The sequence below is a fragment of the Schnuerera sp. genome (assembly GCF_035459645.1).
Classification (GTDB): Bacteria; Bacillota; Clostridia; order Tissierellales; family Tepidimicrobiaceae; genus Schnuerera.
Genome location: NZ_DATHXO010000422.1, coordinates 1 through 1,875 on the forward strand (window position 1 = coordinate 1; position 1,875 = coordinate 1,875).

At 28.6% G+C, this 1,875-nt stretch carries 2 protein-coding genes; both read left to right on the forward strand.

Annotated features, from left to right (window positions below; all coding sequences use genetic code 11):
* Positions 1-537: 537 nt before the first annotated feature.
* Positions 538-1,197, forward strand: coding sequence for an N-acetylmuramoyl-L-alanine amidase (locus VK998_RS09985; RefSeq protein WP_325227985.1), 660 nt, complete (start codon positions 538-540; stop codon positions 1,195-1,197).
* 89 nt (positions 1,198-1,286) lie between these two features.
* On the forward strand, positions 1,287-1,875 hold a 589-nt coding region (locus tag VK998_RS09990), incomplete at its 3' end, for a YcdB/YcdC domain-containing protein (RefSeq protein WP_325227986.1).

The following is a 1,875-nucleotide window of genomic DNA, read 5'->3' on the forward strand; positions in this document are numbered from 1 at the left end:
GTTTATAGACTACCTAAGAAAAATTTAATATGGGAACTTATTTTAATTTTAAGGGCAATATATGGTATATATTAATAAAGTGGACTATATTTAAAGAAGGGATTTCGTTGTTAGATATAGCTTTATTGGGAACAGGTGGAAGTATGCCTATGCCAGGGAGATTCTTATCTTCACTACTCATAAGTTATAAAGGAAGAAAAATCCTTATTGCCTGTGAGTAGGAACCTATGGATGAGCCTGAGCTATATATACAAAATGCAAAGGAAGTATTTTCAAATACAATAATTGGATTTGATAGATTTAGCAAAACATTAACTTTTGAAAAGTAACTAAGAAGTGAATATAGAATTTAAATGCTATCTAAAAACATGGTAATAGCTCAACTTTTAGATAGCATTTTTATATGTCTAAATATTGTTTTGAAGAAGTAAATTTTTTGAGGGTTGTAAAAACTTCGTGAAAAACACATATATTAATTGAAGGACTAAATAGTGGATGAGAATAATCTTGAAAAATAAAATCAAGGAGGTGTTGATTATGGTAAAGGTATTTTTAGATGCAGGTCATGGAGGGAAAGATCCAGGCGCATTAGGAAATGGATTAAGAGAAAAAGACATAGCATTAGCAATAACTATGAAAATTGGCAATATATTAAAAAAACATGGATTAGATATAAGATATTCTAGAACTACAGATGTGTTTTTAGATAGGACAGATAGAGCTACAATGGCAAATAAGGCAGGTTCAGATGTATTTATATCAATTCACTGTAATGGATTTCACGACTCTTCAGTAAAGGGGGTAGAAACATACAGATATACTAGTAGTAATTCAGGTGGTAAATTAGCAAAAGCAATTCAAGATAGTATAATTCTAAATGGTGTTTATACTGTAAATAGAGGTATTAAGACGGCGGATTTTGATGTTTTAAGATTGACTAGAATGCCAGCAGTTTTAGTTGAACTGGCTTTCATTACTAACTTCCAAGATGCTCATATATTAAAAAAAAGACAAGATGATTTAGCAATAGCTGTAGCAAAAGGAATATTGAGTAATTTTGGAATATCATACAATGAAGATGGTGGAACAATGATTTACAAAGTGCAAGTAGGTACATTTAGTATTAGAGCCAATGCAGATGCTTTAGTAAAGGAATTAAAGACTAAGGGCTATGAGGCAATAGTTGTTATAGAATAAAAGAATTTATAAATATATTTAAATTATTGCTCCATAATATGGTTAAATATATTAAAATACTATATACTGAATATTAGGAGGGGATATTAATGAGAATAATAAAATTTAAACTTTTAATATCAGCAATGATATTAACACTATTAATTACATGTATACCATTGAATGGATTTGCAGAAGAGGATAGTTTAAGCAAAGATATTCAGAAAATCAAAACCTTATTCAAAATAGGAGAAGAGTACGAGCGTTTTAACAAGCATCAGTATGAGGACATAAATGGTAAAAATATTACAAACCTATCTTGGAGCGGTCAAAACAAAAATATTGGCGTTGATATTGATGAAGAAGGAAATATAACAGGTTATTGGAAAAGTGAATATAGTCCTAACAGAGATACAAGAATTTTTAAATTTCCTAAAATAACTAAAGAAGAGGGAGAAAAAATAGCTAAAGATTTCCTTAAAAAATTATATCCAGATGTATTAGATAAAATCAAATCTAGAGATGAAGATGATATTTATAATGCATATCGTAGAAATAATTTAAGGGATTATAGCTATAGTTATACAAGAGTAGAAGACGACATATTTTTTAACGAAAACAATGTATATATTAGTGTAGATACTCAAACTGGAGAAGTAAGTAATTTTAATATATCTTGGGATAATAGTTTAAAATTTG

Coding starts and splice junctions, on each gene's coding strand:
- VK998_RS09985 (WP_325227985.1), top strand. CDS start 538: ATGGTAAAGGTATTTTTAGATGCAGGTCATGGAGGGAAAGATCCAGGC.